General features: G+C 69.0%; 25 protein-coding genes, 1 other RNA gene and 2 pseudogenes. 17 read left to right on the top strand and 11 right to left on the bottom strand.

Features of this window, described 5'->3' with window-relative positions; genetic code table 11:
- The first annotated feature begins 28 nt into the window (after positions 1-28).
- The 4 genes and pseudogenes from ACZ60E_RS33635 to ACZ60E_RS33620 all read left to right on the top strand — a co-directional run.
- Positions 29-1,072 (top strand): ABC transporter substrate-binding protein, encoded by a 1,044-nt coding sequence (locus tag ACZ60E_RS33635; RefSeq protein WP_469445389.1) that lies wholly within the window; start codon positions 29-31, stop codon positions 1,070-1,072.
- A gap of 102 nt (positions 1,073-1,174) precedes the next feature.
- Positions 1,175-2,014, top strand: coding sequence for a Nif3-like dinuclear metal center hexameric protein (locus ACZ60E_RS33630; RefSeq protein WP_469445387.1), 840 nt, complete (start codon positions 1,175-1,177; stop codon positions 2,012-2,014).
- Positions 2,011-2,754 (top strand): zinc ribbon domain-containing protein, encoded by a 744-nt coding sequence (locus ACZ60E_RS33625; RefSeq protein WP_384812631.1) that lies wholly within the window; start codon positions 2,011-2,013, stop codon positions 2,752-2,754. The genes ACZ60E_RS33630 and ACZ60E_RS33625 overlap by 4 nt, the downstream gene beginning before the upstream one ends.
- A gap of 318 nt (positions 2,755-3,072) precedes the next feature.
- Positions 3,073-3,735 (top strand): annotated as a pseudogene (locus ACZ60E_RS33620) (histidine phosphatase family protein); the annotation flags it as partial.
- 281 nt (positions 3,736-4,016) lie between these two features.
- On the opposite strand, the gene eda reads toward ACZ60E_RS33620, so the two are convergent.
- Positions 4,017-4,682 carry a bifunctional 4-hydroxy-2-oxoglutarate aldolase/2-dehydro-3-deoxy-phosphogluconate aldolase gene (eda, locus tag ACZ60E_RS33615; RefSeq protein WP_469445386.1) on the bottom strand — a complete coding sequence of 222 codons (666 nt, stop codon included), beginning with the start codon at positions 4,680-4,682 and terminating at the stop codon, positions 4,017-4,019.
- An 89-nt stretch (positions 4,683-4,771) separates the two neighbouring features.
- Positions 4,772-5,575 (bottom strand): peroxide stress protein YaaA, encoded by an 804-nt coding sequence (yaaA, locus tag ACZ60E_RS33610; RefSeq protein ID WP_469445385.1) that lies wholly within the window; start codon positions 5,573-5,575, stop codon positions 4,772-4,774.
- A 90-nt stretch (positions 5,576-5,665) separates the two neighbouring features.
- Here yaaA and ACZ60E_RS33605 point away from each other — a divergent pair, with 90 nt between their 5' ends.
- Positions 5,666-7,171 (top strand): RNB domain-containing ribonuclease, encoded by a 1,506-nt coding sequence (locus ACZ60E_RS33605; RefSeq protein WP_469445383.1) that lies wholly within the window; start codon positions 5,666-5,668, stop codon positions 7,169-7,171.
- Here the strand turns inward: ACZ60E_RS33605 and ACZ60E_RS33600 are convergent.
- Both ACZ60E_RS33600 and ACZ60E_RS33595 read right to left on the bottom strand, forming a co-directional pair.
- A complete protein-coding gene (locus tag ACZ60E_RS33600) occupies positions 7,122-7,775 on the bottom strand; it encodes a hypothetical protein (protein WP_469445382.1) in 654 nt (217 codons plus the stop codon). The genes ACZ60E_RS33605 and ACZ60E_RS33600 overlap by 50 nt on opposite strands.
- Complete coding sequence (locus tag ACZ60E_RS33595; RefSeq protein ID WP_469445381.1) at positions 7,772-8,578, bottom strand: MerR family transcriptional regulator; 807 nt, start codon at positions 8,576-8,578, stop codon at positions 7,772-7,774. The genes ACZ60E_RS33600 and ACZ60E_RS33595 overlap by 4 nt, the downstream gene beginning before the upstream one ends.
- Before the next feature lie 207 nt (positions 8,579-8,785).
- Here ACZ60E_RS33595 and ACZ60E_RS33590 point away from each other — a divergent pair, with 207 nt between their 5' ends.
- The 3 genes and pseudogenes from ACZ60E_RS33590 (at position 8,786) to rnpB (ending at position 10,946) form a co-directional block, all read left to right on the top strand.
- Positions 8,786-9,613 (top strand): AraC family transcriptional regulator, encoded by an 828-nt coding sequence (locus ACZ60E_RS33590; protein WP_385834438.1) that lies wholly within the window; start codon positions 8,786-8,788, stop codon positions 9,611-9,613.
- A 19-nt stretch (positions 9,614-9,632) separates the two neighbouring features.
- A pseudogene (locus ACZ60E_RS33585) lies at positions 9,633-10,463 on the top strand (DMT family transporter); the annotation flags it as partial.
- Positions 10,464-10,539: 76 nt separating this feature from the next.
- Positions 10,540-10,946, top strand: an RNA gene (gene rnpB / locus ACZ60E_RS33580) — RNase P RNA component class A.
- Between the two features lie 463 nt (positions 10,947-11,409).
- On the opposite strand, the gene ACZ60E_RS33575 is transcribed toward rnpB, so the two are convergent.
- Entirely contained in the window at positions 11,410-12,648 is a 1,239-nt protein-coding gene (locus tag ACZ60E_RS33575) for a tyrosine-type recombinase/integrase (RefSeq protein ID WP_469445380.1), read from the bottom strand.
- Between the two features lie 164 nt (positions 12,649-12,812).
- Complete coding sequence (locus ACZ60E_RS33570) at positions 12,813-12,998, bottom strand: helix-turn-helix domain-containing protein (protein WP_469445378.1); 186 nt, start codon at positions 12,996-12,998, stop codon at positions 12,813-12,815.
- 548 nt (positions 12,999-13,546) lie between these two features.
- Between ACZ60E_RS33570 and ACZ60E_RS33565 the strand changes: the two genes are divergently transcribed.
- From ACZ60E_RS33565 to ACZ60E_RS33555, 3 genes are read left to right on the top strand one after another with little or no spacing between them, the layout of a single operon-like run.
- Complete coding sequence (locus ACZ60E_RS33565) at positions 13,547-14,206, top strand: RNA polymerase sigma factor (protein WP_469445403.1); 660 nt, start codon at positions 13,547-13,549, stop codon at positions 14,204-14,206.
- A 13-nt stretch (positions 14,207-14,219) separates the two neighbouring features.
- Complete coding sequence (locus tag ACZ60E_RS33560) at positions 14,220-14,576, top strand: hypothetical protein (RefSeq protein ID WP_469445376.1); 357 nt, start codon at positions 14,220-14,222, stop codon at positions 14,574-14,576.
- Between the two features lie 40 nt (positions 14,577-14,616).
- Positions 14,617-15,474 carry a hypothetical protein gene (locus ACZ60E_RS33555; RefSeq protein ID WP_469445374.1) on the top strand — a complete coding sequence of 286 codons (858 nt, stop codon included), beginning with the start codon at positions 14,617-14,619 and terminating at the stop codon, positions 15,472-15,474.
- Positions 15,475-15,726: 252 nt separating this feature from the next.
- On the opposite strand, the gene ACZ60E_RS33550 is transcribed toward ACZ60E_RS33555, so the two are convergent.
- From ACZ60E_RS33550 to ACZ60E_RS33530, 5 genes are all read right to left on the bottom strand, one after another.
- Positions 15,727-16,617, bottom strand: coding sequence for a MerR family transcriptional regulator (locus tag ACZ60E_RS33550; RefSeq protein WP_469445372.1), 891 nt, complete (start codon positions 16,615-16,617; stop codon positions 15,727-15,729).
- Positions 16,618-16,837: 220 nt separating this feature from the next.
- The gene (locus ACZ60E_RS33545) at positions 16,838-17,287 is read right to left on the bottom strand and encodes a single-stranded DNA-binding protein (RefSeq protein WP_469445370.1); all 450 of its coding nucleotides are present in this window, start codon (positions 17,285-17,287) and stop codon (positions 16,838-16,840) included.
- A 55-nt stretch (positions 17,288-17,342) separates the two neighbouring features.
- A complete protein-coding gene (locus ACZ60E_RS33540) occupies positions 17,343-18,404 on the bottom strand; it encodes a peptidoglycan-binding protein (protein ID WP_469445368.1) in 1,062 nt (353 codons plus the stop codon).
- A 401-nt stretch (positions 18,405-18,805) separates the two neighbouring features.
- Positions 18,806-19,450 (bottom strand): hypothetical protein, encoded by a 645-nt coding sequence (locus ACZ60E_RS33535; RefSeq protein ID WP_469445367.1) that lies wholly within the window; start codon positions 19,448-19,450, stop codon positions 18,806-18,808.
- A 21-nt stretch (positions 19,451-19,471) separates the two neighbouring features.
- Complete coding sequence (locus ACZ60E_RS33530; protein ID WP_469445365.1) at positions 19,472-20,107, bottom strand: ParB N-terminal domain-containing protein; 636 nt, start codon at positions 20,105-20,107, stop codon at positions 19,472-19,474.
- 430 nt (positions 20,108-20,537) lie between these two features.
- Here ACZ60E_RS33530 and ACZ60E_RS33525 point away from each other — a divergent pair, with 430 nt between their 5' ends.
- From ACZ60E_RS33525 to ACZ60E_RS33500, 6 genes are all read left to right on the top strand, one after another.
- Entirely contained in the window at positions 20,538-21,143 is a 606-nt protein-coding gene (locus tag ACZ60E_RS33525; protein WP_469445363.1) for a hypothetical protein, read from the top strand.
- Positions 21,144-21,202: 59 nt separating this feature from the next.
- Positions 21,203-21,433 (top strand): hypothetical protein, encoded by a 231-nt coding sequence (locus tag ACZ60E_RS33520; RefSeq protein WP_469445362.1) that lies wholly within the window; start codon positions 21,203-21,205, stop codon positions 21,431-21,433.
- A 44-nt stretch (positions 21,434-21,477) separates the two neighbouring features.
- Entirely contained in the window at positions 21,478-22,509 is a 1,032-nt protein-coding gene (locus tag ACZ60E_RS33515; RefSeq protein ID WP_469445360.1) for a hypothetical protein, read from the top strand.
- A gap of 11 nt (positions 22,510-22,520) precedes the next feature.
- The gene (locus tag ACZ60E_RS33510) at positions 22,521-23,330 is read left to right on the top strand and encodes an ATP-binding protein (RefSeq protein ID WP_469445359.1); all 810 of its coding nucleotides are present in this window, start codon (positions 22,521-22,523) and stop codon (positions 23,328-23,330) included.
- A 154-nt stretch (positions 23,331-23,484) separates the two neighbouring features.
- Positions 23,485-24,702, top strand: coding sequence for a DUF2637 domain-containing protein (locus ACZ60E_RS33505; RefSeq protein ID WP_469445358.1), 1,218 nt, complete (start codon positions 23,485-23,487; stop codon positions 24,700-24,702).
- Positions 24,703-24,780: 78 nt separating this feature from the next.
- Positions 24,781-25,197, top strand: a complete 417-nt coding sequence (locus ACZ60E_RS33500) for a hypothetical protein (RefSeq protein WP_469445356.1) — start codon at positions 24,781-24,783, stop codon at positions 25,195-25,197.
- The last annotated feature ends 33 nt before the right edge of the window (positions 25,198-25,230 follow it).

Here is a 25,230-nt window from a genome sequence, read left to right as displayed (position 1 = left end):
CGGCTGAGTGATCACTGGAGTGTGTCTGATGCCCCCACGCCGCCGCGGCTCCGCCGCCGTCGCCCTCACCCTGGCCGCGGCGCTGTCGCTCGCCGCCTGTTCGTCGGGCGACGCGGACTCCGGTTCCGGCTCCGGGAAGTCCGACAACGGCAGCGGCAGCAAGTCCGTCGCCACGGGCGGCGAGGACTTCGCGAAGGCCGCCGTGGAGACGGCGAAGATGGGGACCACGGCCGGGGCGGGGGAGTTCCCCCGCACGATCGAGCACGCCATGGGCGAGACAAAGCTGACGGCCGAGCCGAAGCGGGTCGTCGTCCTGGACGTCGGCGAGCTCGACAACGTCGTCTCCCTGGGCGTGCAGCCCGTCGGCTGGGCGCCCACCGAGGGCTCGGCCGGCATTCCCTCGTACCTGAGGAAGGACGCGGGCACCCCCAAGAACGTGGGCACGATCAACGCCCTCAACCTGGAGGCCATCGCGGCCCTCAAGCCCGATCTGATCCTCGGCAGCGAACTGCGCGCGGCCAAGCTCTACCCGCAGCTCTCCAAGATCGCGCCGACCGTGTTCTCCATCCGCCCGGGCTTCACCTGGAAGGAGAACTACCTCCTCAACGCCGCCGCGCTGGACAGGACCGCCGAGGCGAAGGCCGAGATCGCGGCGTACGAGAAGAAGGCGAAGGCCCTCGGCGACGAGCTGGGCCCCGACAAGCCGACCGTCACCATGCTCCGGTATCTGCCGGGCATGATCCGCCTCTACGCGAAGGCGTCCTTCGTCGGCACGATCCTTCAGGACGTCGGCATCCCGCGGCCGAAGAACCAGCAGATCAACGACCTCGCGGCGGAGATCAGCCCCGAGAAGATCGACGAGGCGGACGCCGACTGGATCTTCACCGGCGTCTACGGCGACGCGAAGAAGACCGACCGCGCGAGCGCCGAGGACAACCCGCTCTGGAAGAAGCTCGGCGCGGTCGAGAAGGGGCAGGCCGAGGACGTACCCGACGAGACCTGGTACCTCGGCCTCGGCGTGACCGCGGCCGACGAGGTCCTCGACGACCTCAAGGGCCACCTCGCCAAGTAGGCCGGGAACGCGTAGGGAACGGGTAGGGGTCGCGTGGTCGCGGCTGGTCAAGTAAACCCGCGACCGGTAGGGCACGGACACAAGGCAGGTAGCCTTTTGTTCGTGCCCCGTCTGTCTGAAGCAATCGCCGCGCTCGACGCCCTCTGGCCCCCCGGGAGCGCGGAGGCATGGGACGCGGTCGGGACGGTCTGCGGAGACCCCGACCAGGAGGTCTCCCGTGTCCTGTTCGCCGTCGACCCGGTCCAGGAGATCGTGGACGAGGCGGTGAAGCTGGGCGCGGACCTGCTGGTCACCCACCACCCGCTCTATCTGCGCGGTACGACGACGGTGGCGGCCTCGACCTTCAAGGGCCGGGTCGTGCACACCCTCATCAAGAACGACATCGCGCTGCACGTCGCCCACACCAACGCCGACCGCGCCGACCCGGGGGTGAGCGACGCCCTCGCGGGCGCGCTGGACCTGCGGGTCGTACGCCCCCTGGTGCCGGACCCCGCCGACCCGATGGGCCGCCGCGGCCTCGGCCGGGTCTGCGAACTGGACCACCCGGTCACCGTCCGCGAGTTCGCCGCGCGCGCCGCCGAACGGCTGCCCGCCACCGCGCAGGGCATCCGGGTGGCCGGCGACCCGGACGCGCTCGTGCGGACCGTCGCGGTCAGCGGCGGCTCCGGCGACAGCCTCTTCGAGGACGTACGCGCCGCGGGCGTGGACGCCTTCCTCACCGCGGACCTGCGCCACCACCCGGCGTCCGAGGCCCGCGCCCACAGTCCTCTCGCGCTGCTCGACGCGGCGCACTGGGCCACCGAGTGGCCCTGGTGCGAGCTGGCCGCAGCCCAGCTCGACGAGATTTCCGACCGTCACGGCTGGGACCTGCGGGTCCATGTCTCGAAGACGGTCACCGATCCGTGGAACTCCCACTCCCCTTCACCTGGAGCCCCCAACTGAACGCCGCGCCCGCCGACCAGATCCGACTTCTCGACGTCCAGTCCCTCGACGCCCGCCTCCAGCAGCTCGCCCACAAGCGGCGTTCGCTGCCGGAGCACGACGAGATCGAGTCGCTGACCAAGGACCTCACGCAGCTGCGCGACCTGCTCGTCGCCGCCCAGACCGAGGAGAGCGACTGCTCCCGCGAGCAGACCAAGGCGGAGCAGGACGTCGACCAGGTGCGCCAGCGTGCCTCGCGCGACCAGCAGCGGCTGGACTCCGGTGCCGTCACGTCCCCGAAGGACCTGGAGAACCTCCAGCGCGAGATCACCTCGCTGGCCAAGCGGCAGGGTGACCTTGAGGACGTCGTCCTGGAGATCATGGAGCGCCGCGAGTCCGCGCAGGAGCGGGTCGGCGAGCTGACCGGGCGGGTCTCGTCCGTCCAGTCGAAGATCGACGACGCGACGAGCCGCCGGGACGCGTCCTACGAGTCCTTCGACGGCGAGAGCGCCACGCTGACCAAGGAGCGCGAGGTCGTGGCGGGCACCGTCCCCGCCGACCTCCTCAAGCTCTACGAGAAGCTCCGCGAGCAGCAGGGCGGCGTCGGCGCGGCCCGCCTCTACCAGCGCCGCTGCGAGGGCTGCCGCCTGGAGCTCAACATCACCGAGGTCAACGAGGTGAAGAAGGCGGCCCCGGACCAGGTCCTGCGCTGCGAGAACTGCCGCCGCATCCTGATCCGCACGTCGGAGTCGGGCCTGTAGGGCCCCGCGCCCCGGTCCGCGGGGCCCCGGGCGGGGCCCCGTAAGGGGCGCGGGGAACTGCGCGACCGGCCACGACGGGCGGTCAGCCGAATGCCAACCCCCGCCGCCCCCGCAGCACCAGGGCCGGGCCGGGCCCCGCAGGGGGCGCGGGGAACTGCGCGCTCAGCCACGACAGGCGGTCAGCCGATGGGCTACCTCCGCCGCCCCCGCAGTACTAAGGCCGGGCCCCGCAGGGGGGCGCGCTCAGCCACGACGGGCCGTCAGCCGAACGCCAACCCCCGCAACACCGACGTACAGGCAGCCAAAAACATGACCCGCCCCCCAGACCTGGGCACCCCCACCACCTTCGTACTCCTCCGCCACGGCGAAACCCCCCTCACCCCGCAGAAGCGCTTCTCCGGAAGCGGGGGTGGAGTCGGGAGCGGGGCCGGCGCCGCCACCGACCCACCCCTTTCGGACACCGGCCGCCACCAAGCGGAGCGCACCGCCACGGCCCTGGCCGCGCGCGGCACCGTACAGGCCATCGTGTCCTCGCCCCTGACCCGCTGCCGCGAAACCGCGGAGTTCGCGGCGGCCCGTCTGGACCTGGACGTACACATCGAGGACGGCCTCCGCGAGACGGAGTTCGGCGCGTGGGAAGGCCTGACCTTCGCGGAGGTACGGGATCGCCACCCCGACGACATGAACGCCTGGCTGGCCTCACCGGACGCCGAACCGACCGGCGGCGGCGAGAGTTTCGCGGCGGTCGCGCGGCGGGTGGAGGCCGCTCGTGACGGGCTGCTCGCGGCGTACGCGGGACGCACCGTGCTTGTCGTGTCGCATGTGACGCCGATCAAGACGTTGGTGCGGCTGGCGTTGGGTGCCCCGCCGGAGGCCATGTTCCGGATGGAACTGTCGGCGGCGTCGCTGTCGGAGGTGGCGTATTACGCGGACGGGAACGCGAGTGTGAGGTTGCTGAACGAGGTCACTGCGTTGGGCTGAGCGTGTTTTGGGTGCGGGCCGGTGGGGGTGTTCGCGCCGTTCCCCGCGCCCCTTCGCGCGGGCCGGTCGCTGGTCGGGTGCGAGGCGGTGGGGGCTGGTCGCGCAGTTCCTCGCGCCCCTTACGGGGTGGGCGGTTGTTTGTCGGGTGCGGGCCGGTGGGGGGCGTTCGCGCAGTTCCTCGCGCCCCTTCGTGGGGACCGGTCGTTCGTTGGGTGCGGGGCGGTGGGGGCTGGTCGCGCCGTTCCCCGCGCCCCTACGGGGGCGCCCCAGGGTTGCGCCCCCTACGGGCGCAGGCCCGCCGCCTCTCGGGCTAGTTTTTCCACTCGGGGCCAGTCGCCGGAGGCGGTTGCGTCCGGGGGGAGCATCCAGCTTCCGCCCACGCAGAGGACGTTCGGCAGGGCGAGGTACTCGGGGGCGACGGCGGGGCCGATCCCTCCCGTCGGGCAGAAGCGGGCCTGCGGCAGCGGCCCGGCCAGCGACTTGAGATACGCCGTGCCACCGGCCGCCTGCGCCGGGAAGAACTTCATCTCGCGCACCCCGCGCTCCAGCAGCGCCACGACCTCCGACGTCGTCGACACCCCCGGCAGGAACGGCACCCCGGACTCCTTCATCGCGTCGAGCAGCGTGTCCGTCCAGCCGGGGCTGACGAGAAAGCGCGCCCCGGCGGCGACGGACTCCGTCACCTGGGCGGGCGAGATGACCGTGCCCGCACCGACCACCGCCCCCGGCACCTCCTCCGCGATCGCCCGGATCGCGTCGAGCGCCACCGGCGTCCGCAGCGTCACCTCGATCGCGGGCAGCCCGCCCGCGACGAGCGCCCGTGCCAGCGGAACGGCGTCCGCGAGGTCCTCGACGACGACCACGGGCACGACGGGCGCGAGTTCGAGCACGGAGAGGGGCGACGGCGAAGACGAAGACGAAGACGAGGGCAGCGGCGAGGGCGACATGCCGTCATCCTGCCCGCAGCGCGCATCATGCGCAAAGGTCGTTGCGCATGCTGCAACACCCGGCAGTGTTCAACAACGCTCAGCAGCGCTCAGTGGACCTCGTCCACCAACACATCCAACATCCACGGCTTGCCCGCACCCGCGGTACCTACCGCCCCCGCAGAACCGCCCGCCACCTCCACCACATACCCGAGGTCCCGCAATGCCTCCACCAGTTCTGCCGGGCCCGACGGCGCGACCCCGGTCTCCATGAGGCTCCGTACGATCCGCCCCTTCGTCGCCTTGTTGAAGTGGCTGACGACCTTCCGGGTCGGCGCGTGCAGCACCCGTACGTTCGCCGTACGCCCCGCGACCTCGCCCTTCGGCTTCCACGCGGCCGCGTACGCCGCCGACCGCAGGTCCAGTACGAGCCCGCTCCCGGCGATCTCGGGCAGCACGGCGGCCATCGGCGCACGCCAGTGCGAGCCGAGCGCCCCGAGGCCGGGCAGCTTCACCCCCATCGAGCAGCGGTACGAGGGAATCCGGTCGGTCACCCGGGCCGCGCCCCACAGCCCCGAGAAGACGAGCAGCGAACGTGCCGCCCGCCGCTTGCCCGCGGCGTCGAGGGAGGCCAGGTCCAGGGCGTCGTACAGCACGCCCGTGTAGATCTCGCCGGCGGGCCGCGCCCCCGCGGTCCGCAGCTCCGTGTTCTTGGCGATCTCGCCGCGCAGGCCCTCGCTCAGCCCGAGCACCTCGCGCGCCTTCTCCTCGTCGGCCGCGCACAGCTCGACCAGTTCGTCGAGGACCGCCTGCCGCGCCTCGGCGAGCCCCGGCAGCGACAGCGACTCCGGCTTCAACGGCGCGCCCCGCCCGGAGGGAGCCTTTCCTTCGGACGGCGGCAACAACACGAGCACGGCGGATCTCCCTGGGGCTTTCGGTACGTACGCGGAGCACCCGCAAGCCTACGGGGTGCCGCCCGCCCCACCCCGTCCTACGCTCGTCGTGTGCCCCGCCGCCAGATACGTGTGACCGGCGCAGCCGAGGCCCCGTCGAGGGCCCCGCTGCGGACCGCGCTGCGCGCCCTGCGCACCGGACTCGGTGTCCCGGAGGACTTCCCGCCGGACGTGCTCGCCGAGGCCGAACGCGCCGCCCGCGAGCCGACGCCGCCGGACCGCGGCGCGACGGTCGACGCGATGATCGACGCGACGGACATCCCCCTCTTCACCATCGACCCGCCCACGTCCACCGACCTCGACCAGGCGATGCACCTCTCGCGCCGCCCGCACGGCTACCGGGTGCGGTACGCGATCGCCGACGTCGCCGCCTTCGTCGTGCCCGGCGCCGCCCTGGACGCCGAGGCCCACCGCCGGGTCACCACGCTCTACTTCCCGGACGGGAAGACCCCGCTGCACCCGCCGGTGCTGAGCGAGGGCGCCGCGAGCCTGCTCCCGGACGACACCCGCCCGGCCGTCCTGTGGACGATCGACCTGGACGCGGACGGCAGCCCGACCGCGACCGACGTACGCCGTGCCCTGGTCCGCAGCCGGGCCAAGCTCGACTACGAGGGCGTACAGCGGCAGATCGACGCGGGCACGGCCGAGGAACCCCTCGCCCTCCTCAAGGACATCGGGCTGCTGCGGGAGCAGCAGGAGGTGGACCGCGGCGGCATCTCCCTCGACGTCCCCGAACAGGAGATCATCGAGCGGGTCGCGCCGGGCAGCACCCGCGATCACGACGGCACGTACGAACTCGTCTACCGCGCCCCGCTCCCCGCCGAAGGCTGGAACGCGCAGATCTCGCTCCTCACCGGCATGGCCGCCGCCGAGCTGATGCTCGCGCACGGCACCGGCATCCTGCGGACGCTCCCGGCCGCCCCCGACGGCGCGGTCGGCCGGCTGCGGCGTACCGCGCAGGCGCTGCGCATCGACTGGCCGCACCACGTCTCGTACGCGCGTCTCATCCGTTCCCTCGACCCGCACCGACCGCACCACGCGGCCTTCCTCCAGGAGTGCACCACGCTGCTGCGCGGCGCCGGCTACACGCCCTTCCGCGACGGCGTGGTCCCCGACATCACCACGCACGCCGCCGTCGCCGCGCCCTACACCCACTGCACGGCCCCGCTGCGCCGCCTCGTCGACCGGTACGCCTCCGAACTGTCCCTGGCCGCCGCCGCGGACGCCGCCCCGCCCGAGTGGGTGCTCGCCGCCCTCGACGAACTGCCCGCGCGGATGGCCGAGGGCAACCGCAGGGCGGGCCAGGCCGAACGCGGCTGCGTGGACATCGTCGAGGCGGCCCTGCTCAAGGACCGCGTCGGCGAACTCTTCGACGGCACCGTCGTGGACGTACAGGAACGTGAACCCGGCGTGGGCACCGTCCAGTTGGAGACCCCCGCAGTCGTCGCCCGCATCGAGAGCGGGAACGGTACGACGCTGCCGCTGGGGGAGCGGCTGCGGGTACGCCTCACCCGGGCCGACCCGGGGACGGCGAAGGTGCTGTTCGCTCCTGCGTGAGCGCGGGTGTGGGCGCCGGCATGACGTCGCGTATCGCGCGTACCAGTACGTCGGACTCGTCCGCGTGGAAGCGGATCACTCGTACGTCTTGGCGGCGCCCCAGGAATGTGAAGTGCCTTACCGCGGATGCCAGTTCGAGGGTGACCGTGGTCTGCGCGGCCACCGCCAGATCCAGCCGGCCCTCGGTCCGCTCGTGCGTGGTGACCAACTCCCGTCGTACGGAGGTGATCGCGGAGAGCGGCACGCGCAGATCGACATGGGCGGCGCGGCGGACGCGCAGGACCGTGTCGCCGAGGACGTGCGGACGGGTCACGGACGCCGCGTGCAGACCGACGACGAGCAGCAGCGTGTAGACGTCGAGGGCGAGCACGACGCGGTGCACGGCGGGATGGTTCCGCAGCAGCACCGCCATGCAGGCGCTCTCCAGGACGCACACGAACCCGAAGCCGAACATCATCGCGCCCTGTCCCCGGGCGTACCCGAAGGCCCGCCCTCGCCCCGGTCCCGGCCCGACACCGTGCGGGCGCCGGGTCACCCACCGGACGATGCTCGCGAGCAGCCGCCCCTCGTGCGCGACGAGCCGCCGTACGCGTCCGGCCGTCATCGCCCACGCTCCGGGCGACCGTGTCCGGGGCGGGCACGGTCCACGAGGAGCTGGATCGTCCGCAGGACCGCCGCGGACTGCGCGGGCGGGAACTCGTCGAGGAAGGCGCTCAGGAACCCGCCGCCGTTCGTCTCGGGCCCGTCCGGGCCGAGGCCGTCCAGGTCCAGGCCGGTCAGGGCCTCGTCCGGGAGGCAGTCGGCGAGGGCGTGGGCGGCCTCCTCGACCCGCGGGTCGGCCGGGTCGGCGTCCGCGAGTTCGTCCAGCAGTGTGTAGGCCGCCTGCGTCCGCTCCAGCGCGCCCGGCACATCGGCGGTGGCGCGCAGCGCGGACAGCAGGCGCTCCCGGTCCTCCGGGGCGGCGACCGTTTCGAGGAGGGCGATCATCTCGCGGTCCTTCGCGGCGATCGCCGGTTCCGGATGCCGGGTCATCTCACCGAAGATGGCGGCGAGTTCGGGGGAGACGGGGCCTTCGGCAGGCATCCGGCCCCCGTCGAGCAGGGCGCGCAGCCGCAGCCGCCTCGCCCGGATCGCCGCCTCCTGGCGGGCCAGGTCGTCGTCGAGTTCCGCGAGCACCTCGGCGAGGTCGCGGCCGGCGTCGTCCGCGAGGACGTCCCGTACCTCGGTGAGCCCGAGCCCCAGCTCGGTCAGCCGTCTGATCCGGGCGAGCGCGACGGCGTGCCGCAGCCCGTAGTCGCGGTACCCGTTGGGGCGCCGCTCGGGTTCGGGCAGCAGCCCGAGGTGGTGGTAGTGCCGCACGGTCCGCGTCGTGACGCCGACGGCCGCGGCGAGCTCTCCGATCCGCATGCCCTCAGTAGAAACGTTGACGTTGCGGCAAGGTCAAGCGAGCCGCACGGCGGCGGGTCGCGGCGACGGGTCACGGCGACGGGGCATGGAAACGGGGGCCGAGGGTGTTGCACTCCGGAGGAAGTGTGTCCGGAAGAGGTGGGTCCATGGGGGAGACGGACGGGCGTGAACACGGTGAACACGGCGGACGCAGGCGGCCCGGGACGCGTGGGCGGGCGTGAGCAGGCCGTCTGGACGAGGGCGACCCTCGGCGGCACCGGCAGGCCGCTCGACCTGCTGACGGCCACATTCGACCGCCACAAGTACGCGCCCCACGCGCACGACGAGTTCACCGTCGGCGTCTGCGTCGCCGGCGCCGAGGTCATCGACTACCGCGGCGGCCGGATCCGTCCGGGCCCCGGTTCGATCGTGGTCCTGGGCCCCGGCGAGGTGCACACGGGCGGCCCGGCCACGACCGCCGGAGGGTACGCCTACCGCGCCCTGTACGCGGAGACACCCCTGCTCACCGAGGGCACCCTGGGCATCCCGAACTTCCGCGAACCGCTCCTCGACGACCCCGAGCTGGCCGCCGCCCTCCGCCTGACCCACACCGAACTCAGCGCCTGCCCGGACCCCCTGGAGGCGGAGTCCCGCATACCGTGGCTGCTCACGGCCCTGGCCCGCCGCCACTCCTCGGCCCGCCACGTGTGCGACACGATCCCGGGCGCGGGCCGGGTGGCGGAGGCGGTACGCGACCGCCTGGCCGACGAACTCCTCGCCCCGCCCTCCCTGGCTGCCCTGGCAGCGGACCTCGGCCTGTCCCGGTACCAGCTCCTGCGCGCCTTCCGTACGAGCATGGGGATGCCGCCGTACGCATGGCTGGCCCAGTACCGGGTGAACCGCGCCCGCTGCCTGCTGGAGTCGGGCCACCGCCCCGCCGAGGCCGCCGCGCTGGTGGGCTTCGCGGACCAGGCGCATCTGACGCGCTGGTTCCGGCGGGTGCTGGGGGTGACCCCGGCGGCGTACCGCAACAGCGTTCAAGACGCCCGCCGCTGACCTGGCCGAAACTGCGCGCATGACTGCACGCGGCTGGTTTCTCTTCTCCCTCATGGGAGTGCTCTGGGGCATCCCCTATCTCATGATCAAAGTGGCGGTGGACGGTGGCATGTCCGCGTCCATGGTGGTGTTCGCACGCTGTGCGGTGGGCGCGGCGCTGCTCCTGCCCTTCGCCGTCCGCCAGGGAAACCTGACCGGAGTCGTACGCTCCCACTGGCGCCCCATGCTCGCCTTCGCGTGCATAGAGATCATCGGCCCGTGGTGGACCCTGACCGACGCCGAACGCCACCTCTCCAGCTCCACGGCCGGCCTGCTGATCGCGGGCGTACCGATCGTGGGCGTCCTCCTGTCGCGCTTCTTCGGCGACACGGAACGCCTGGACACCCGCCGCACCCTCGGCCTCGCACTCGGCCTCGGCGGCGTGGCGGTCCTGACGATCCCGCACCTGACGGGCGGCGACGCCCGCTCGCTGACGGAGATGCTGATCACGGTGGTGGGCTACGCGACGGCCCCCTTGATCATGGCCCGCTACCTGCGCCAGATCCCGACCCTGCAACTGATAGCCCCGTGCCTGCTCCTGTCCGCCCTGGTGTACGCCCCGGCGGCGGCCCTCCAATGGCCCGCCACCCTCCCCTCCCTCCCGGTCCTGGCCTCCCTCGCGGGCCTGGGAGTGATCTGCACGGCGCTCGCGTTCGTCGCCTTCCTGGAACTGATCAGGGAGGTGGGACCGACCCGGGCGGTGGTCTTCACGTACGTCAACCCGGCGGTGGCGGTGACGGCGGGCGTGCTGCTGCTGGACGAGGAGCTGACCGGAGGCACGGTGGCGGCCTTCGCCCTGATCCTGCTGGGCTCCTTCCTGGCGACGGCGTCGTCGGCCGCGGGACGGCGGCGGGGCGAACGCCCGGTAGCATGGTCGACACGGCAGACGAGCCGGGCGGACGGCCGCGTGGAGTCCCCTTCGGGGGCGCTTCCCGAGGAACGTCCGGGCTCCACAGGGCAGGGTGATGGCTAACGGCCACCCGGGGTGACCCGCGGGACAGTGCCACAGAAAACAAACCGCCCGGGACCTCGGTCCCGGGTAAGGGTGAAACGGTGGTGTAAGAGACCACCAGCGCCTGAGGCGACTCAGGCGGCTAGGTAAACCCCACCCGGAGCAAGGTCAAAAGGAGCGCTGTGAAAGGCGCTCTGCGAGGACGTTCGAGGGCTGCCCGCCCGAGTCCCCGGGTAGACCGCACGAGGCCGGCGGCAACGCCGGCCCTAGATGGATGGCCGTCTCCCCGGCCGCCGCGAGGCAGCCGGGCGACAGAACCCGGCGTACAGCCCGACTCGTCTGCCGCCATGAGCCTCTGATCAGCGAACGTGCTGGTCGGGGGCCCTTTTTTGCCCAGTCGGAGGCGTCGCCGAAACCCGGTCCGTACCGGTTCAAACCGGACCGCGTAGCTACGTACGTAGCCACGTACGTAGCCATGAAGGTAGCCACGGGCCCGAGGGTGGAGCTTGGTGATGGGGGGTTCTGGCGCGCGCCAAGAAGCCTCTGCCCTTCCTCTTCGGGGTGCTCCGGTTGGGCAGCTTGGGCAGGATGCAAGGCTTCGTGGCCTGTACCTCTTCGACAGTCCCGCTTAGTGCGGATGGAGAAGGTGACGATCGCGGCGCGGGGGAGTCGAACGGGCGCTGACCGGGCCGGCCTTCTGCCTGACGGGTGTTAGGCGTGCATGTTCCTTCGCGGCTCCGGAGCAAACGGGGGATGGCCTGCCGATCCATGGATCGGCAGGCCATCCCCCGTTTGCTCCGGTTCGTCACGCCGCGTCGCGCACGACAAACAGCTTCGGTCGCGCCGTCAGGCTGGCAGCCACTGCCCCGTGAGTGTCGGCGTGGTCCTTCAAGAGGTGGCTGTATGTGCGCCGGAGCTCCTCGACGGAGTCGCCCACCCATGCAGCCACGGTGTGCTCTGGTATGCCGTTCTGGAGGCATGTGGAGATGAAGGTGTGCCGCAGGTCGTGGAAGGTCGGGAGGTTCCCATCCTTGTCCTTGATGCCCAGCTTCAGCAGTGCCGGCTTCCACAGGTCGTCGTTGAAGTAGTTGCGGCACATCAGGTTTCCGCGGGGCGTCCAGAAGAGCGCTCGTGCCGAGCCTCGCTTGCAGTCGTCGATCTTCTTCCTGTGTTCCCACAACACGGTCTCCGTGGCCCGGGGCGGGAAGCGTTCCAAGTACTCCGCCACAGCTTCCAGGAGGTACGGAGGCGTTGGCGCGACCTTCGAGTTGAGGCGGGGGCTCGTCTTGAGGCGATCTATCAGGAGCCGCTTGTGACGGGTCTCCTTGATCTTGAGTACCTGTCGACGAACTGTGAGCAGGCTTCGGCTGGGGTCGATCACGTCGTCGCACATGCCGAAGGCTTCAGCCTGCCGGGTGCCGCAGGCGAATCCGAACATGGGGATGAGGCGGTAGCGCTCAGGGAACGTGTCGTATATGGCCCAGCACTCGTCCTGGCTGAAGACGTACGACGTCGACTCGCCTACGTAGGGCCCGTCGACCTCGTAGGTTGGGTTGGAAGCGATCTTCCCGTTCTGAAGGGCATCCTTCATGATCATCTGAAAGACCTTCCAGTGGCCCTCTCCGGTGGAGTTGGCAACCTTGCTGTCCTCAATCTCTTGGATCCAGGCTTCGACCTGGGCCTTCTTAATGGATCTGAGGCGATGCCTGCCCCAGCGCGGATTGAGGTGCACGCGGATCGCGATTTCGTACTTCTCTAGGCTGGTTTCCTTCACTCGGCGCCTGCTGAGCCAGTCAGCTGCCCACTGCCGGAAGATGAGGTTTGCCTCGACGGGTTCCGGGACTGCTCCTGGAGCCATCCCGTCCAGTGCTGACTGCGCCTGAGCCTGGGTCAGGCCAACCGACTCGGGGATCGTCGCTCGTGTGCGCTTGCCCTGGCTGTTCGTGAGGTTGTATTCCCAGCCGTGGATGCATCCGTTCTTCTTCTTGGGCCTGATCCGGTCGGGGCAGTCGCACCGCTTGTACACCGTGGGCTTGCGTGGCACGGGACGCCTCTCGTGGTCTTGGTGATTCTCAGGTGACTCCCTGGCCAGGGGAGTTGGACTCTACGGAGGCGCAGTCGTGTCTGGTCAAGTGGTCGAACGGAGGGTGGGTCTGCAGTGATGCATCCGCTATTCGCGGCCGTAGGTCCCGTGCTGGTGTCGGGAATTCACTGCGTATGAGCATCGAGCCATGCCTCGAAATCGCGCTCGCGTACGCGCAGGATGCGTTCGCTGATGCGCACGACGGGGATATTCCAGCTCTTGTAATTGTCGAGCAGGGTGCGTTTTGGGAGTTCCATCCGTTCGGCGATTGTCTCGAAGCTCAGCAATGCGTTTGAACCGCCGCGAGGCATAGTCGTCCCTATCTATCCGTAGGTGCCCCCGGCGGACCGATCCGGCCGGATGGAGCCGGTTGCATGCAGTCCGGCACTGATAAGTACGTGGCTTGGCGGGATCTGTTACAGCCGGGGAGGTTGAACTCGACCCTGGCGCCGCGGAGTTGTGTCGGACGGCGACGACTCGGGTCTGTAGCTGAGGTTTCGACTGTTGCCGTCGTCGGCGGGGAGCTTCGGTGGGTCGTGGGGTTATTGGTGCGGTCATCGGCGAGTAGGGGCTCGTTGGGTGGATCTCACGGTGTGCTGGTTGCTGTCGCTGGAGGTCTGGGGAGGACGGATCGTTTGGCGTTGCCTTGCGGTGGGTGGGCAGGACGCCGTGGCGGCGAGCGGCGCAAAATATGCTGCGGGCATGCCGGTGGATTTTGTTGAAGGTTGGTTATGCTGCCTCAGCGCCGTATCGGAAGGTGATCGTCCGTTGGTGGGGAGACCGTGATGGTGTGCCCGAGTGCGGCGCTGTAGCTGACAAGCGCAGCACCGGCATGGGGGGATATCACACTGTGACCGATATGTTGGAAAGTCTGGTCGCGCGCGCCGCAGCGGGCGGGGAGGACGGGGCCGACGCCATCGCGGCGTTATACGACGAGCTCAATGACACCGTGTACCGCTGGGTGAGGTCCTGGATCCGTGACAGCCATGTCGCGGAGGATTTGAGCCAGGAGGTTTGGCTGAAGGTTGCCCAGAACATCAGCAAGTACCGGCCGGGCACGCACCTGTTGGGCTGGTTGCGGACGATCACGAAGAACACTGCGCTCGACTACCTGCGCTTGATGCAGCGGCGTCCGTCGGAAGCGCTGTGCGCTGATCATCTTGAACTTGACCGGCCGCGCGTTGGTCAGAGTCCAGAAGAGTACGCCGAGAGGCGTGTATTGGCCCAAGCTGTTGCTGTGCACTTGCAGAAGCTGCGGCCCGAGCAGCGGCAGGTCTTGATCCTGCGGTTCTTCGATGGGCTCAGCCCGGGGGAGGCTGCGCAGGTCATGGGGAAGTCGGATGGTGCTGTGCGTACGTTGACGCTGCGGTCACTGCGCAAGCTTGCCGAGGTCATGCCGGCGGGCGAGTCGTCGTCCCAGTTAATCGAGGAACTGCTGACGGCGGCAGTGAGTCGAAATAGAGTTGCCGGGACACGGGTAGAGACACGAGAAGCGAGGGCGCATGTCGCGACGCGCTGAGCAGAGCCAGAGCGTGGAGCGCGCGCTGGAAGGCGGAGCTGTGCCTCATGATGAGGCCACCCGTCAGATGCTGGCTGCCGCGGGAGCGTTGCAGCCCGGCTTTCGGCGCAGTCCTGCACGAGTGGAATCTTCCAAGGCTGCGATGCTTCGCGAGTTCACGCGGGCCCAGAATCCACCGGAGACCCGTGAGGGTGCGGGATCGGGGGATGGCCTCGAAGAGTCTGTGATCCATCGCGAGGAGATCGAGCTGCCTGGCGGTGGTCAAATCATCCTTACGGACATTGAGGACATCACGCCCGAGCGCGCGGAGGTGTCAGCGGCCCGCATCGCCCGGATCCTGAAGAGCAAGGAAGGGGAATGGCAGCGGTGATCGGCGCGTTACCTTGCGGCCCGCACTTCGAGGAGCGGCCGTGAGCGAGTCCCCGCCAGCCGTTCAGGTGCGCATCGTTCGCCCGGGAGACAAGGATTACGCCGACCTCACTGATGTGGGAGTGGTCAACCTCCCGGGCGAGCGTCACCTGCTCCTGAAGCCTCAGCCCTTCGATTCGGCCGTACGGCAGGTGAGGTCGGCGCTGCCAGATCTGTCGGTGGAACAGGTTGAGCGCCTGCTGCGTGAATACCCTGCAGACTTCGGGGATCTTGACGAGCTGTTGGGTTCGTCCGAGTCTGTTCGGCGCACGGATATTACGCCGTTGCCAGGTGAGCCTGTTGAGTCCGTGTGGCTGTATGGTCGCGTGAGGTGGTGGGTAGTCGGGGCTGGTCTCGCGCTTACGGCGAGTTGGGCGTTGGGGTATGCCGCCGCCACCGTCCCAGTGCGACTTTCAGTGAGCGCGTCGGACACGAATCAGAGTGATGTCCCGGATGCACGGCCTGTGGCGAAGCCATTCGTTGACCCGGAGTTCCTCGACTTCTCCAAGGCCGGGCGGATCGACTGCAAGCCGATCGCTGACTTGGAGGCGGAGTGCACGGGGGTAGACGGCATGGTGATGTCCACTGTCGCCGCTACCGGCGCGGAGTCGACGATCTTCATGTTCTCGTATGGGTCTGAGCGTATTGGGCTGCGGATTTTCTACGACTCCAAGTATGCGACTACCTGGGCTCGGCAGGAAGGGACACGGAGGTTGTACCCGGACGTGCGCGTGCATGGACGGTACGTCATGTGGGGCACTGATCGCGGGCGAATAGGCGAGTACATGGGGATGATCGAGAAAGAGGATCGGCAGGGCCGGTTGGTCGCGGTGGGCGAACTGCAGTACCGGCCTTCGTGATTGGCGGCAGCTCTGGCTGTGGCCACGCCGGCGTGAAGCGGTACGGGATGGATCCCTGTCGTGCTTGCCGCGAGCCCTGATCGGCTTTCAGCGTGTGCGTGGGCAATGGTCAGCGGCCAGTTCGGATTTCCCACGTACGGCCAGTTGTGATGTCACTCTTGGTTATGGCATGGGTTCGACGTCTGACCCGATCGGTCACATGCGGATGAACGCGACCGGTTGTCGGGCCACGTCAGTGCCAGGTATGGGCGATCAACTGTCCGCGGAGTGAGGGTTGGCGAGGGCCTCGCCGAAGAGCCGTCCGGCGAGTTCCACGCAGCGCATCCGGGCAGGAGAGAAGTCGTAAGGCATCTTGGTGATTGCTGCGGCGGCAGTCATCTCTGTGCCCTCCTCCCCTTTCAGGTCGGCGTCGTAGATCTCGAAGAGCTTCTCCTCGGCCACGTCGAGACCAGCTGCTTCGATGGCCTGATTCAGGACCATTTGGTGAGCGCATCGCTGTGCGGCGAGTTCTTCGACGCACGGGTCGTCGGGTTCAACACCGTCGTCGAGGGCAGCCTCGGCCGCCTCAAGACGGTCCTCCTCGGCCCGCAGGTCGGGATGGGTGGCCAGCAAGATGAACGTGCCGGCCTGGACGGCGGCGCCCAGCGGCCCGAAGATCCGTTCCGTGACCAGCAGGGCGTCCAGATCGGAGGGGCGCAACGCGCCCGGGGGCAGGTGGCTGAGCCGGTCCGTGACCAGTTCGGAGAGCAGCCCCAGCGGGCTGCCCACCGCCTGCAGGCGCTGGACACACGCGCGCCGACGTTTGATGGCGGCCTCCTGCGCCGCCAGGGTTTCCTCCAGCCTGCTCAGGACCGACTCGATATCCGGGGCGTGGTCCAGGGCTTCGTCTCCAGCTTCGTCCCGGGCTTCGCCGAAGGCGGCCCGTATGTCGTCCAGGCTGATGCCGGCATCAGCCATCCTGCGGATCCACAGCAGGCGGATCATGTCGTCATAGCCGTAGCGGCGGCGGCCGTCCCCACCGCGCTCGGGCTCCGGCAGCAGACCGATCTCGTGGTAATGGCGGATGGCGCGTGGAGTGATCCCGGCGAACGCAGCGGCATCACCGATCTTGATCTGCCGGGGAGGCGTGGGGGAGGGGTACATCGCAGACAGAGCCTCTCGTGTGTGATGCCCCGACCCCACCACATGCCGCTACGGCATGTGCAACAACCCCATCCAGATGCCACCGAAGCCAGGCCCTGGCTGCCGCCAGGATCGATCAAGAACGACGAACCATCCGGGAACGCAGAGTGACCACCGGTGGTCAGATAGCTCCCCGCCACGTGGCCGCCGCTGGGGAAGCCCCACTGACCGCCGACAGCAATCAGAGCGGCGGCACTGTAGACCATGGTTCATCGCCAGCTGGACAGCCTTGCGTGACGGGGGCCTGATGCTGCGCCGCGCGCACGCCGTGGACTTTAGTGACCTTCGCTGTGGCGTTCTTGAGGCTTGCGCCGACCTCCTCCACCTCCAGTTCGTACACGGTTCGCTTGACGCCCTCGCGGTCTTCGTACGAGCGCTGCCTGAGGCGGCCCTGAACGATGACTCGCATGCCGCGCTGTAGAGACTCAGCGGCGTTCTCAGCAGCCTGGCGCCATACGGCGCAGGTCAGGAACAGGCTGTCGCCGTCCTCCCACTCGTTGCTCTGCCGGTCGAAGGTGCGTGGGGTTGACGCGACGCGGAATTTGGACACCGGGGCGCCGGAGGGGGTGAAACGCAGTTCGGGGTCGTCGACCAGGTTGCCTACGACGGTGATGACGGTCTCGCCTGCCACTGACGGGCCTTTCAGGGAGCGAGCCGGCCCGCGGGGCGCGGGCCGGCGGGGAGGATCAGGAGAACAGGAGCTTCCAGGTCTGCGGGCCAGGGATGCCGTCCGCGTCGCGCGCGAGGGAGGTGTGCGCGAGCTGGAAGTCGCGGACGTTCATGCGGTCCGCGTCCGACCACTTCGGACCCGGGCCCGACGTGTAGTGCTTGCCGTAGCCCTTGCGGACGAGCTGCTGTCCCAGCAGCGTGATCGAGGGGTTGTTCTTGCCGGGGCCGAACTTGTCGGCCCCGGGAAACGGCGGCGCCGGCTTGGGAGCGAGGGCCTTCACCGGCAGGGTGTGCAGGAGCTTCTTCAGGGAGGTCTCGCCCGGGACGCCGTCGGCGTCCTTGCCGGAGTAGCCGAGCGACTTCTGGTAGGCCTGGTAGGCCAGGGTGTCGGCGTCGGTCCACACCGGGCCGGGCCCGCTGCTGTAGTACTTGCCGAACCCTGCCTTCACCAGGGCCTTGCCGACCTTGGTGACGTGGCTGCCGATGGCGCCGTACCCGTAGACCAGGCCCTTGATGGTGACCTGTGCGCGGGAGACCTCGGCGCCCGTGCCGCCGCCCGGGAGGGAGCCGCCCGGCTTCGTGCCTGGCGAGTATGCCCCGGCCGGCATGCCCGCCTTGACCCAGGCGTACAGCTTGGGGCCGGGGCAGGCGGTCGCGAACCCGTCCCGGTGGCCGCGCTTGGCCAGGGTGCGGCCGGTCTTCTGGCACGCCTCCTCGTACAGGGCGCGGGCAGTCGCGAGGGCCTTCGCGCTGGGCTCCTGGTCGCCGCCGATGGCGATCTGCACGGAGAGGCCGCTGATGTTGTGGTCGGGGCAGTGCGCGCCCTGCAGACCCCAGCCGCGGCCCTCGTAGGCGTTGCCGGCCTGGTCGACGACGAAGTTGTAGCCGACGCCGCTCCAGCCCTGCGAGAGGTGCACGGCCTCGATGGCGCGCATGATCGCGTAGCCGGTGCGGGTGATCGGGGAGCCGCCGTCGTAGTGGACGAAGCACTCCGTTCGCCGGCTGAGGGAGACGGCGGCCGGGGTGCCCTTCCAGGGCTTCGCGCCCCAGGTGGCGCGGGAGATGATCGTGACGGTCATGGGGTGGTGTCCTCCGGTGCTGGTGAGCAGGGAGGGGCACCGTGCAGGGTGCGCAGGCCTAACGTCGCCTTCTGACTTTCGGTGATCGTCTGTCAGCCGCAGGCTCCAGACGGTAGGTTCTGCCCCAGGCCCCTTCTCAAGCTCACCGGCCCCTGGTTCACCGGGGACTGGCCATGTAGAGAGGGATGTTCCTTGAACAGAGATAATCAGCAAAAGTGGACGCGCGTTCGTCGCGTGGTCGCAAGGGTCGTGGAGCACGCGGCGTCGGGTGTACTCGTCCATGTCATCGTGTGGTTGCTCGGCCTTAACTGAGAAGTGGGTCTAGGGGAACAACCCCGGGGAGTACACCGGGGCCCCCGCTTACCTCACCTGCTCGCTCTCTCAGACGCAGCGAGCTGTGGTCATCCGTCCATCACCTCGGCGTCAACGATGCTGCCGTCCTCAAGCTCCGGCGGGTACTGGACGGAGAAGAGGCTGCGGTCCAGGCGCTCGGCGAGCGCGGACAAGTCGACGGGCCCCTCGTCCGGGCTGGCGCCCATGTCGCCCAAGCCGGTGATCTCGACCGCGACAATGGCGTCTTTGCCGTAGTGCTCGCGGTGCTGCCGCTCCAGATACCAGGCATCGGCGCGCCAGTCGGGCGCCGTGCGGTCTTCCACGGTCTCCGTGACGATCTCGCCCGTCACGGAGTCCCGGAACTGACGGGTCGTGACCTTGGTGACGACGCCGCCGTCGGCGACCCGTCGAATGTTCATCATGGCGCGGGTGGCCGCCGTGGCTCGGGCCGTGCGGACCTTCTCGTACAGGGTCGCGTACTCCTCCTCGTCCGGGTCCGGTTTCCCGCCTGCCTCGCGGGCCTCGATCTCGGCGCGGCCGCGGGCCATCCACGCCAGGAAGGTCGAGCGGGAGACCCCGGCCATCTCGGCGGCCAGTTCGACAGCGACTCCGGTACGCGACGCGCCGACGAGGCGCGCCTCGACCTCGTCGGAGAGCAGGCGTGGGCGACCGGTACGGCTCTGCGGCCGGCGTGCCTTGCGTCGGGTGGACATGGCGTTCCTTGAGAGGGCGGGTCAGCGGCTGGGCGTGAAGGCGTGCCCGCAGGCCGGGCAGGTCGTGTGAGGTGCGCGCCCTTCGTCGTCGGGGCTGAGTTCGTTGCTGCGCTCGCCGTCGTCGGGCAGGTGCAGCAACGGTGTCTCGTCCTCGCGGCCGCCGCCGGGCAGGGTCTCGGGGTCGACCTTGCCGAGCATCGTGTCGATCTCGTCGTGGGGGATGGCCAGGGAGTCGAACAGCTCCGCCTCGTTCGTTGCCAGGTCCTCAAGGACCTCGGCGAGCTCGCGCGGGTCCCACCCGCCTTCGCCTGGCAGGCGGTTCAGCTTGATGGCCAGGGCCTCGGCGTCAGCGTCGTTTTTCGACGGCCAACCGCGGAGGATGGGAATGAGCCAGCCGCCGTCCTCGTCGATGACGATGCCGCTCGGTACGCGCATGCCGCGGGCCTGCATCTCGATCAGAGCCTCCCGGCGGCCGTGGCCGTGGAGAGTCTTCTGGGTGCGCTCGTCGACCACCGGGATCTCGACCAGTCCGTGCATGTTGATGGACGCGATGATGAGTTCGAGCTCGTGGCGCTTCGGGTTGCGAGGGGCCGGCTTCAGGTCGGTGAGCGGCACGTAGCCGATGTAGCGGGGCGGCCTGGCGATCGTCTCGGTCACGGCTGGTGCGGTCCTCTCCCAGGTGTCGGTGTCCCGACGGCGGGGGAGAGTTGCGAGCCCGCGGACTTCAACCGCGGCGCCCCGCCTCGCAAGCAGGGCGATGCCGTCATGGCCGACCCTCACCCACCGCCGGGCCGGATCCGCCCTCGTTCCGGTTGGAACGGACCCGGGGCCCCACCACTTCCAGCGACGTCGCCGGGAGCTGCAGAGCCGCGAGGAAGGTAGGTCAGCGGGCTGCTTGTGTCGCGCGCTCCACAATGCATTCCCCCCGGTGTACTATTCGGAGCGGCTGAGAGAGCAACTCAGCTACCTGGGTCTAGGTGTAACAAATTTCGGCCGGTGACGTACCTCCATACGGCGCCCCGAAGACACCCGCCCGGGACAACCAGAATCCTGGGCCACGGCGTCCCGGGACGAGAGGAACACTCAGATGTCGAACGACGTCGCCGAAGACCCCACCACGGGCGAGGAGTCCGCCGGGCCGTCCCTCCAGAAGCTAGGTGTGATCGGCGCGGTTGCGCGTGCCATGGCGGAGCACCAGAGAAGCACGATCAAGCCGCGTGAGGATGCTCCGCGGCAGGCCCTCACCACGGCCTTCGAGGGCTCCAAGCAGCCGACTCTGGTGGTGGATATCGACGGCGTGGAGATCGGCCAGTACACCGTCGGCCTCACGAAGGACACGTTCCAGATCGGCGACCAGGCCGCGTTCGAGAAGTTCGCGGAGGAGAACGACGAGCTCGACATCGTCATCGTGCCGAAGCCCTCGTTCGTGACGGCGATCCTTGCGCGTGCCCGCCGGAACTCGGAGACGGGAGCCATCTTCGACTCGCAGACCGGCGAGGAGATCCCGGGAGTCACGTTCGTGACGGGTGGAAAGCCCAGCGGCACCGTCCGCTGGACGTGGAAGACGTTCCGGGGGCAGGACACCGGCAAGGATGCGCTCATGGCGGCCTACCGCAGCGGTCGCCTCAACACCTATCTCAAGGAGACGCCGGAGTTGCTGCCCAAGGCGCAGCCCGACGCAAGCGCCGGGTAACACCGACCGCTTGGGTCCGGCCCCCTGCGGCTGGGTCCCTCTCCCTGGGGACCAGCACCATGACCGACACCGCGACCGCCACCCGGAAACTTTCCGACCGCGCGCACCGCATCGTCTTCAAGCTCGCCCTGTACAACGGCGAGTGGGTCGACGTTGAAGCCATCTACACCCACCTCGGGCTGAACTCGCACCAGGTGCGGAGTTCCCTCGGCGAACTGATCTCCGCGGGCATGGCCGAGAGAACCCGGCGCCCCGAGCGCTCCGACAGCGGTTGTCGCCGTACGCACTGAACCTACTTCCGGTTGACCGACGACATTCCGAACGAGGCCTCCGCATGAGCCGTCTGTCCATCCCTACGGGTGCCCGGATCGACCGGCCCAAATACGTCCTGATGGGGTCGCCCACCGTCCGAAACGCCCGCCTGAGCTATAGGGCGCTCGGCTTGCTGACGTACCTCGCGGATCAGAAAGAGGGGTGGGTGGTCCGCTCCGAACAGCTCTGCAAGGGCGAGGGACGCGAGGGACGCCAAGCCGTCCGTACAGCCCTTCGAGAGCTGGCTGCCGAGGGGCACTATCGCCTCGAACGGCGCCAATTGCTCAACGGGCAGATGGTCATGGGGACGGCCATCAGCGTGGATGCAAAGGCACAGTGGGCCAAGGACAACGAACTGTTCGGCAGCAAGAAGGACCCCGCGGTCCCCGTCGTCCAGCAGCCGGATGGCACGTTCCTCGTGCAGTACCCCGACGGCACGTTCGGCCCCGACGGATTCGATCCGGCCCCCGACGACGAGGCACCCCTCGCAGACTCAGAGCCGGAGTGGGAGGAGGCGCAGGAAGCGGAGCCGAAGGGCGAGAAGACGCCTGCCGCGCCCCCGAAGAAGGCCCCCGCCCGTCGTCCTCGCCGCACCGCGGTGCAGAAAGCGGCCGACGACGCAGAGAAGGAGGCGGCAGCCGCGAAGAAGGCAGAGGAGAAGGCCGCCCTGGACACCGCAGCCGAGGAGGTTGCGAGCTGGTGGTGGCGGGACGCCGAGGACAACCTCGGTAGGTACGTCGGCAGGAAGAACGGCTATCTGGCCATGCGCGGCATGGTCCGCAACGCCCTTGCTGCTGGCTATACGCAGCGCCAATGCGCGGATGCCCTCCGCAACGCGCGCAAGCACATCCCCAGCGCGCAGCAGTGGCAGATGGCCCTTGGCGTCGTCACGAACCACATCGTCCCGAGCCAGCCCAACGGGCGCGTCCCGTACAGCGACAAGGCCACATGGGGTGACTCGGGTGATGCCCCGTCGTCTAGGCCTGGTGACACCCCCAGCACAACCGTTGACGACTCAGACGACGCCACGTTCGGCGTCATCGCACGACCGTAAGGAGCGTCCCGATGCCGGTCACCACGCCTCGCGCACCGGAGCGAGGTATGAACCTCCTCGGTGCCCTGAGCGCGCACATCGTCGGAGTGCTGAAGAACAACGGCGCGGATATATCTCAGCTTGGCGTGGCGCCGCAGCCGGAACCGTCGGATGGACTATGGGAGGACGTCTCAGCGCCGCAGGCCCGCGCGCGCCGGAACATGTGGCGAAACAGCATTATCGACGCCGCCCATGATGAGTATCTGGCGTTCCGGTTCGCGCACCTCGACGAGAACCAGAAGCCGACCACCCTGCAACGCTGGCTTGATTCCCTGATCGAGGCGAAGAAGCTGGATGCGCGACCCGACACCCTGAACATGATCATTCCAGGGCGGATCGGGAGCGGGAAGACTGCCGCGGCGTGCACGCTCGGGAACGAAGCTGCGGAGCGGGGCTTGTGGACCCTGTTCGTGAAGCACGCGACGTACCTGACGTGGCGTCGGCCGGACTCCGCCCCGCACAATATGAAAGCCTGGGAGATCCGTAAGCGGTTCATAGAGTGTGACCTCCTGGTACTCGATGAGCTGTGCGGCGAGATGGACGTCACCGCGACCGAGTTCGCGCGGCGGGAGACCATCGATCTGGTTGACGCCCGCATCGCGGCCGGGCGGCCCACGGCGTACACCACGAACCTGCGCAGCCGACGGAAGCAGGGAAGTCCGGCGCTGGGCGTGGTCGACATCCTGGGGGAGCGGTTGCTGTCCCGGCTGGAGTCGTCGGCACACTTGGCGAAGATCGACGGCCCGGACCGGCGGAAGCCCGCGCGGCCGCTCGACTGGTGAACCCGCGACGTCGATCACTGTGTACGCCCGTGTTTCCGACCAGGCGTGGGCAACGCTGAAGGCGCAGGAGACGGAAAACGCTATATCGTCTAATCGACTCGGAAGGCCATGAGCATAAGCCGACCGGGGAAACCCGAACGAGAGGGAAATCGTCTTGAAGTTCACCCGTACCCGCGAGGGCGGCGAACCGCATACCCCCGTCGACTCCGAGCTGACGAACTCCACCAACTCCGGTGTCCCCCCGCTCAGCGCATGGGAGCGCCGCGGCGTCAAACTGATCGCACTGGGCGGCGCCGGCGTCGGAGGCCTCGGCTTCTGGGCATCGTTCGATGCCGTGTCTGCCAAAGCCTTGGAGTGGGGCTTTGACGAGCCGTGGGTTCTTCCCACCGCCATCGACTCTGCCATCCCCGTGTTCACGGGCGCGTACCTGCTCCTCATCCGCACGGACATGGAGCTGTGGTGGGCGCGGCTTGTCCCCTGGGCGCTGAGCCTGATCACCTGCGCCCTGAACGTCGCCGCCGGTGCCTCCCTGTGGGCGAAGGTCGCGCACGGCTCCATGTCTCTCCTATGGGTGGGCGTCTCCGAGATCGCCGCGCACGTCTACGCGGTCCGGATCGGCGCGGCGACCGGCCGCCGTAAGCGGATGGACAAGGTTCGCTGGGCGCGCTGGATGCTCTCCCCGCTCCCCACGTTCCTGTTGTGGCGGTGCATGAAGCTGTGGGAGCTGCGCTCGTACGACGAGGTCCTCACGCTCGAACAGGAACGGCTTATCTACCAGGCGCAACTCCGAGCGCGGTTCGGACGTGCCTGGCGTCGGAAGGCGCCCGTCCAGGCGCTGCTTCCGCTCCAGCTTGCCCGCAATGGCGTCCCCCTGAAGGAGACGGCCGCGGCTGGTCTAGTCGCTGCGGGCGCCGAGGAACTCGGTATCTTCGCCCTTACCTCGATCGAGCCAGTCAAGGAGCAGAAGGCGCTTCGTGCTCCCGTCATCCGGGCGCCTCGTCTTCCAGCGCAGGCCCTGGCCTCGGTGCCGGCGGCCCCTGCGACGGTCAGCACGCCTCGCCCGATCACGGCCACCGTGCCCTTGGCCGCGCTGCCGCAACCGAGTATCCCAAGCTGGAGTACCGAAGATGATCTGTACGTGATCATCAAGAGTGTTCTCGACGGCGGACATAGGGAGGTGTTCGAGCCGGGCGGGCCACTGACTGGCGCCCAGATCGCAAAGGTGATGGGGCAGAGCGAGGGCAATGGGCGCAAGGTACGTGGGCGCCTGATCAAAACGTACGCGGCCGAGCGTGGCGTCGCCCTCCCCATCCGAGCCACCATCGACCAGGTTTTTGCTGCATTCGGCCACGCACTGACGGCAGCCCCGTAAGGCATCCTGCCCTTACCCGTACCGAAACGGCGGGCCCCCGAACCTGGGTGCCCGCCGCCTGCATGATCGGACCCATTGATGACACCGGAGATCCTGGCCCGGATCGCCACCGCTCGCGCCGCCCGTGACCTGTCCGACCTCGCCCGGCAGTTCGTCGCGAGCACCGCACAGCCCATCACCGCCTCCGAGCGCATCCGTGCGGCCCGCGAGGTGCGCGAGTTGGTCAACCAACTCGTCGACCTGACCGTACTCGCCGAAGCCTTCGGCGGCGCAACCTGGCATGAGATCGCTGAAGCCCTCGGCCGGCGGGACGAGGACACCGTGAGGCAGGAGTTCGCTGACCACGTTGCCGAGTGGGGCGGGAAGTCGGAGGAGGAGCTGGAGCGAGGGGCCGCCGGGTACGAAGCCCTTGACGAGTGGTGGGCCCGGCATCGGGAGGAGGAGTTGGACCCCGAGGTCTCAACTCCCATCAGCGATCTATTCAACCGGCATTGAGCTACCCATCGAACGTATAAAATAGTAAGCCGA

The sequence above is a fragment of the Streptomyces sp. NPDC102514 genome, assembly GCF_055584525.1.
The sequence above is the reverse complement of the archived record's forward strand: the minus strand, read 5'-3'. Positions and strand labels throughout refer to the sequence as shown.